Here is a 7,221-nt window from a genome sequence, read left to right as displayed (position 1 = left end):
AAGACAGCAATGGGCGCTAACACCGTCACCCACCCAAAGGGGCAGGGGCAGTACCCCGCGTCCCGGCCGGTGGGCGTCGAGACGGTCCCGGCGTCGTCATCGTGGACGAAAGCGGAGCCTGCCCCGCTCATGGAGGCCGTGATTGACAAAGCCAACATGGCGCGGGCATACCGTAGGGTGGTCGCCAACAAAGGCGCGCCGGGTGCCGACGGCATGACGGTGCACCAACTGGCGGACCACCTGAAACAGCACTGGCCGACGCTGCGCGAGCGGCTGTTGGCCGGTGAGTACCACCCCAGCCCAATCCGAGGCGTTGAGATCCCCAAGCCCAAGGGTGGGACGCGACAGCTCGGCATCCCCACGGTCACCGACCGGCTGATCCAGCAGGCGCTGCTGCAGGTACTGACGCCGATCTTCGATCCGGGCTTTTCCGAATCGAGTTACGGCTATCGCCCGAAGCGCAACGCCCAGCAGGCCGTCTCGGCCATGAAGACCCATGTTGGCGCCGGCCACCGTTGGGTGGTCGACCTCGACCTGGAAGCCTTCTTCGACCGGGTGAACCACGACCTGCTGATGGCGCGGGTCGCGCGTCGCGTTCGCGACAAGCGGATGTTGCGCTTGATCCGCCGCTACCTGGAAGCGGGGATGTTCCAGCACGGCCTGACCACCCCACGCCGGCAGGGGACGCCCCAGGGCGGGCCGCTAAGCCCGTTGATGGCGAATATCCTGCTGGACGACGTGGACAAGGAACTGGAACGCCGGGGCCACCGCTTCTGCCGCTACGCCGACGACATGCAGATCTACGTACGCAGTCGACGGGCGGGCGAGCGGGTCATGGCCAGCCTGAGTGATTTTCTCGAGAGCTCGCTCAGGCTTAAGGTCAATCGTGCCAAGAGCGCGGTGGACCGGCCCTGGCACCGTGGGTACTTGGGCTACACGCTGACCCGGCACAAGCTGCCACGACTGACGTTGGCCAAGGCCAGTCTGCAACGTCTGCTGCAGCGTGTCTGCGAGATCCTCCGGCGTGGAAGAGGGCGCCACATACGGCGAGTGATCGACGAGCTGACCCCAGTCCTTCGGGGCTGGGCCAGCTATTTCGCCCTCGTCGATGTGAAACGCCCGCTGGAAGCGCTGGATCAGTGGATACGTCGCCGACTGCGCTGTGTGATCTGGCGGCAGTGGAAGCGCCCGAGAACTCGGCGCCGCAAACTCCTGGCGCTGGGTCTGGACGATCGACGTGCCTGGAAATCAGCGGGGAACGGACGAGGTGCCTGGTGGAATGCGGGTGCCTCGCACATGAATCAGGCCCTGCCGCGGAAGTGGTTCGACGGGCTGGGTCTGATCTCGGTACTTGATACGGTAAGAAGGCTTACCCGTTCTTCATGAACCGCCGTGGTACGGAACCGTTTGCCCGGTGGTGTGAGAGGACGGGGGAGGCGACTCCCCCTCCTACTCGATAATGGGCTCCGTGTGTTCCACAAGCTCATGGCTGTTTACAAGCTCATGGCTGTTTACAAGCTCAGGGCTGTCTGCAAGCTCAGGGCTGTTTACAAGCTCAGGGCTGTGGCCAGCGGCCGGTCTCCATCCAGTGTCGAAGATAGTCGGGCAGCAGCTTCAGCTCGCTGCACTCAATGACAGCCACCTCGAGCCCCTGGCTGCGCTGCAGGTCGGTCAGGTGCTGGCGGGCGCGGTCGAATTCGCCGCAGGCCAGCAGTAGGCGGGTGCTGACCAGTCCGGCCGAGTGGTCGAGCATGGCGTGGAGCCGCTTGAGTCCCTGCTCAAGACAGGCATCGGGGCCGGGTCCTGTGGTCAGGCACTCGATGAACAGCAGCTGGTTGTGGTGCGCGGCGAGGCAGTCGGAGACCACGGGCTCGCCGTTGTGCTGCCCGCTGAGATCGAGTATATGGGCCCCACAGCAGGCCTGGTGAAGCCCGACTTCCTGGGTGCAGAGCCAGGTAAATTCGGTTAGCCATCCGCCGCCGAGGTAGAGTGCCCCCGCCAGGGAGGAAAAGCTCACCCGCTGAGGGTCGGCACTCGACCACTCGAGCAAGCCGGCAGCATTCAACTCGCTTAGCGCGTCGGTGCAAGGGAAGTGCGGTGCGCGACTCAGCCGCTGATGGCGGGCGGATGGGTCGAGGCGTAGGCCTTCGCGTGCGTCCGTCGTAACCAGTACGCCCTGGGAACCGTGAACCCGCTCATGGAACTCGCTCAAGAGCCATGCCAGCTTGTCGGCCTGGTGGCCCAGGTAGTGGGTCAAAGCCTTGTGGCGTTCGGCGGCGCTGCGCCAGGCCGGGTTGTCGGACAGCGCCTTGATGCGCTTGCGGCCGTTGGCCTGCAGGAAGGTATCGACATCAAGCACGGACTCGATGGCCACGGCTTCCAGCGTCGAGGGATTCAGTCCCGGCCCCAAGCGATAGAGCGCGCCGGCACGGGTGTCGACATACAGCCAGTCGGCCTTGCAGTGCCTCATGGCCTGCTGGAATAGCAGGGCGGTGAGCTTGTCACTGTCGGCCAGGTCATAGGTGACCGTAAGCCCTGGGGCGTCCTGCTGTTGCTGAGATAGCCATTGGGCCAGGCGAGTGGCGAACTCACTGATGTGTTTCGGATCTCGCTCCGGCATCTCGTCCCACCGATGGAACTCGGTATGGGAGGACAGCTCGTGCTGTAGCAGGATCTGCAGCCGCTCGGCGGTCTGTTGCTGCTGCCGTCCGGCAACCAGCACGACCCGCTGGGGTCGCAGCTGCAGCAGGGGGATCAGGCTGGCTTCGGGGCGCTCTGTCACTAGCGCTACATGCAGGTGGGGCATGGTTTTGTCCTTCTGCACTATATCCTTGCACAAGGGGTGGCATAAGCAGGTACCGGCCACCGTCATGGCTACAGGCTACATCCGCACCTTCTTCGCTGTCGCCATGGGATGAAAAAAAACACGCCGACCAGTGGCCGGCGTGCAGAGTTTTCCAAGCATCGGGAAAGAAAGCATCGGGAAAGATCAGACTTCCTTGTAGAGCTCGGCACCCTCCTTCCTGAATTTTTCCGCCTGCTCCTCCATGCCTTTCATCACCGCTTCCTGATCGCCATCGAGGCCGTTGTCCCGAGCGTAGTCGCGCACTTCCTGGCTGATCTTCATGGAGCAGAACTTCGGCCCGCACATGGAGCAGAAGTGCGCCACCTTGGCGGAGTCCTTGGGCAGGGTCTCGTCGTGGTACTCCCGGGCGGTGTCGGGATCCAGGCCGAGATTGAACTGGTCCTCCCAGCGGAACTCGAATCGCGCCTTGGAGAGGGCGTTGTCGCGGCGCTGGGCGGCCGGGTGACCTTTTGCAAGGTCTGCAGCATGGGCGGCGATTTTGTAGGTGATGATGCCGGTCTTGACGTCGTCCTTGTTGGGCAGGCCGAGGTGCTCCTTGGGCGTGACGTAGCAGAGCATGGCGCAGCCGAACCAGCCGATCATCGCCGCGCCGATGCCGGAGGTGATGTGGTCGTAGCCCGGGGCGATGTCGGTGACCAGCGGGCCGAGGGTGTAGAAGGGCGCTTCGTCGCAGTACTCCAGCTGCTTGTCCATGTTCTCCTTCACGAGATGCATTGGCACGTGGCCGGGGCCCTCGATCATTACCTGGACGTCGTGCTTCCAGGCGATATGGGTCAGCTCGCCGAGGGTCTTGAGTTCGGCCATCTGCGCCTCGTCGTTGGCGTCGGCAACCGACCCCGGGCGCAGGCCGTCACCCAGGGAGAAGGCCACGTCGTACTGCTTGCAGATCTCGCAGATCTCCTCGAAGTGGGTGTAGAGGAAGCTCTCCCGGTGATGGAACAGGCACCACTTGGCCATGATGGAGCCGCCGCGGGAGACGATGCCGGTGACACGCTTGGCGGTCAGCGGCACGTAGCGCAGCAAGACGCCGGCGTGGATGGTGAAGTAGTCCACGCCCTGCTCGGCCTGCTCGATCAAGGTGTCGCGGAAGACTTCCCAGGTGAGGTCCTCGGCCACGCCATTGACCTTCTCCAGCGCCTGGTAGATCGGCACCGTGCCGATGGGCACCGGGGCGTTGCGGATGATCCACTCGCGGGTCTCGTGGATGTTCTGGCCGGTGGAGAGATCCATGATGGTATCCGAGCCCCAGCGGATGCCCCAGGTCATCTTGTCGACTTCTTCCTCGATGGAGGAGGTGACCGCCGAGTTGCCCAGGTTGCCGTTGATCTTCACCAGGAAGTTGCGGCCGATGATCATCGGCTCGGACTCCGGGTGGTTGATATTGCAGGGGATGATCGCCCGCCCGGCGGCCACTTCGGCACGCACGAATTCCGGGGTGATCTCTTCCGGCAGGCGTGCGCCGAAGCCCTGGCCCGGGTGCTGATGGCCGAGAATCCGCTCGACTTCCTCGGTACCGAGCGCCTGGCGGCGCTGATTCTCGCGAATGGCGATGAACTCCATCTCCGGGGTGATGATGCCCTGGCGGGCATAGTGCAGCTGGGTGACGTTCTTCCCCGCCCTGGCGCGCCGTGGCGTGCGCTTCAGGTCGAAGCGCAGCTGGGCGAGCATGGGGTCGTTGGCGCGGCGCTTGCCGTACTCGGAGGTGGGGCCATCGAGGAATTCGGTGTCGCCACGCTCCTCGATCCAGGCGCGGCGCAGCTCCGGCAGGCCACGGCGTAGATCGACGCTGATCTCGGGATCGGTATAGGGGCCAGAAGTATCGTAGACCAGCAGCGGCGGGTTCTCTTCGTCCTCGCCGGAGGTCTTGGTCGGTGACAGCGATATCTCGCGGAAGGGCACGCGAATGTCGGGGCGTGAGCCTTCGATATGGACCTTGCGTGAGCCGGGCAGCGGCTGGATGGCGGCCTCGTCGACCATGGCGGTATCGGCGAGGAAGTGCTGGGTTTTGCTCATGGAGTGTTCTCCCTAGGGTATTGCGGCTGTTGTGCGTTGTCAGGGAGGACAGCTGGGAGGACAGGGGCAGAGCGGCCATGGCCTCTCTGCGTGTCGCTTGATCCCTACGCTGGTCCTAGCCAGTTCAGGTTCAACGGGATCCATGCTCCAACGCCGGTTGGCGCTGCATGATCTCAGCCGTTTTCAACGGCACCCCGTCAAGCGTGGTGGTGCCCGCCATCATCGGCGGGCAGGTTCGTCGCCGCTACGTTTCTGCCTCAAGCCCGGGGCTGATCCGGTGACAGGTCGGCGAGGGGGCGCTGTGAACCCCTCCCTGGGCGCTACCGATTCCATCCCTGGAATAGGACCCCCTCTTAGACCTGTCTCCGGCGCCCCTCACGTCTTCGCAGCGGCAACGGTCTTGCATGGCTGTGGGCTAGTCCGCGCGGTCCAGGCCCATCTGCCAGAAATCGATCTCCAGTCGCGTGGCATCGCGGAATACCTCCGACAGCTCCTGGAAGCGCGCCGGGGTGACGTCGGCCAGGCGCGCATCGAGCCACTCCAGCTCCGCGCGCATGGCGCCCTGGAACTCCTCGCCTTCGTACATTGCGATCCAGGCGTCATAGGGGTTGGCCTCGCCGCGGACGGTGTCCTGCCGGCCATTCAGCCAGTTGGCAATCTCGCCGTAGCCGATAAGGCAGGGCGCCAGGGCCACATGAAGGTCGAGCAGGTCGCCGCGATTGCCGGTGTCCAGCACATAGCGGGTATAGGCCATGGTGGCCCGGGCTTCGGGCAGGCTGGCGAGCGCCTCCTCGCTGATACCCCACTCGCGGCAGTAGCCGACGTGCAGCGCGAGTTCGACGTCGACGATGGCCTTCAAGCCTTCATGGGCCTGACGCAGGTCGGCCAGGGTGCGGCTCTTGTAGGCGGCCAGGGCATAGGCCCGGGCGAAGTGGATCAGGAACAGGTAGTCCTGCTGCAGGTAGTGGCGGAAAGCGTCTTCGGCCAGTGTGCCGGCCCCGAGGCTGCGCACGAAGTCATGCTCGATATAGGCGCGCCAGTCGTCCTGGCAGGCGGCGGTGAGGTCGGTAAAGCGGTAGCCCATCTAGCCTCCGGGTGATCGAGGATCCGGAGCGAGGCTGAAGTCGGGCAGGGGGGATCGTGAGAGAAGGGGAGCGCAGAGAGACGTGTCATCAAACCCCTTCGCCTGATTCCCTACGCCGGTTCATGCGGGGCCAGCGGCCCTGCTCACCCGGATCAGGTTCCACGGGATCGGCGCTGAGGTCGCCCTTGGGCTCCCTGCGCCATCTCAGCCGGAATCACCGGCACCCCGTCAAGCGTTGCAGGCAGTCTAGCAGGCTGGCGCCGTGTTGCCAGCCATCGGGAAAGTAAGTTTTTGGAAATTGTTTCCAATTACTTCGTGGGGCGCTCTAGTAAAGCCGGAAGGAGCCATGGTCCGGATGCCCCTCCTGCTCCTCGATCACCTTGCGGTATCGCTTGTACTCCCACTGGTACTGGGCCGGGTCCAGGGCGATAGCATCCTCGACGCAGGCGTTCACACCGGTAGCCGATTGCTCTTCATCAGGAGAGTAGACCTGCTCGTCGGCGGCCAGGAAGTGGATGGCGAAGCCGCGGCCGGGAATGCGCCGCGCCACGCCGGTGACGACGCGCGCGTCGGTGCGAGCCACCAGCTTGGGCAGCAGGGTAGCGGTATAGGCCAGGCGGCCGTAGAAGGGGGCGAAGACGCCGCTGCCCCAGTTGGGCTCCTGGTCGGGCAGGATGCCGATGGCTTCGCAGCGCTTGAGCGCCTTGAGCAGTGCCGCCACGCCGCGTGGGTTGGTGGGTACCAGCTTGGCGCCCATGCGCTCGCGACCCTCTCGCGTCACGGGGTCGAGTCCCTCGACCTTGGGTGGCTCGTACATGGCAGTGAAGGGGAAGTGGCTGGAGAGCCAGAAGTTGAGCACCTCCCAGTTGCCGAAATGCGGCGCCAGCACGATGACGCCCCGCCCCTGGGCGCGGGCCTCGTCGAGCAGCTCCCGACCGTGGACTTCGACGATGGAGGTCTCGACCCGGTTCGGGTCGGCCATCCAGGCGAAGCCCAGCTCCAGCATGGTGGCGGTGGAGTGCGTCAGGCTGTCCCGGGCCAGGCCACGACGCGCTGCCGCGCTCTGGTCGGGATAGACCTGGGCGAGATTGATTTCGGTGACGTCGCGCTCGCGTCGGCTCAGGCGGTACACCAGCGGACCGATCAGCCGGGAAAGGCGCCACAGGCTGGCGAGACGACGGCCGGCGAGGGTGCGCCACAGCGTGGTGGCAAGACGCGCCTGGATGGCGCTGGAACGGGGTCGTGATGCGCTCATGAG

General features: G+C 64.9%; 5 protein-coding genes and 2 riboswitches. Of the genes, 1 reads left to right on the top strand and 4 read right to left on the bottom strand.

What is annotated here, in order from left to right:
• The coding region (gene ltrA, locus KZO25_RS03315) for a group II intron reverse transcriptase/maturase (RefSeq protein WP_316935425.1) at window positions 1–1,386 on the top strand (1,386 nt) is incomplete at its 5' end.
• 169 nt (window positions 1,387–1,555) lie between these two features.
• Here ltrA and KZO25_RS03310 read toward each other — a convergent pair.
• From KZO25_RS03310 to KZO25_RS03295, 4 genes are all read right to left on the bottom strand, one after another.
• Window positions 1,556–2,806, bottom strand: coding sequence for a Card1-like endonuclease domain-containing protein (locus KZO25_RS03310; RefSeq protein WP_223135863.1), 1,251 nt, complete (start codon window positions 2,804–2,806; stop codon window positions 1,556–1,558).
• 183 nt (window positions 2,807–2,989) lie between these two features.
• Complete coding sequence (thiC, locus tag KZO25_RS03305) at window positions 2,990–4,879, bottom strand: phosphomethylpyrimidine synthase ThiC (protein WP_316935424.1); 1,890 nt, start codon at window positions 4,877–4,879, stop codon at window positions 2,990–2,992.
• Window positions 4,880–4,963: 84 nt separating this feature from the next.
• A riboswitch (TPP riboswitch) is annotated at window positions 4,964–5,086 on the bottom strand.
• Window positions 5,087–5,294: 208 nt separating this feature from the next.
• Window positions 5,295–5,963 (bottom strand): thiaminase II, encoded by a 669-nt coding sequence (tenA, locus tag KZO25_RS03300; RefSeq protein ID WP_223135862.1) that lies wholly within the window; start codon window positions 5,961–5,963, stop codon window positions 5,295–5,297.
• 89 nt (window positions 5,964–6,052) lie between these two features.
• Window positions 6,053–6,201: riboswitch (TPP riboswitch) on the bottom strand.
• 87 nt (window positions 6,202–6,288) lie between these two features.
• Window positions 6,289–7,218: a lysophospholipid acyltransferase family protein gene (locus KZO25_RS03295; RefSeq protein WP_223135861.1), complete on the bottom strand. Its 930-nt coding sequence runs from the start codon at window positions 7,216–7,218 to the stop codon at window positions 6,289–6,291.
• Between the last annotated feature and the right edge of the window lie 3 nt (window positions 7,219–7,221).

It is taken from the genome of Halomonas sp. ANAO-440 (assembly GCF_019915905.1).
Classification (GTDB): Bacteria; Pseudomonadota; Gammaproteobacteria; order Pseudomonadales; family Halomonadaceae; genus Halomonas; species Halomonas chromatireducens.
This window is presented reverse-complemented; position numbering and strand designations above follow the sequence as displayed.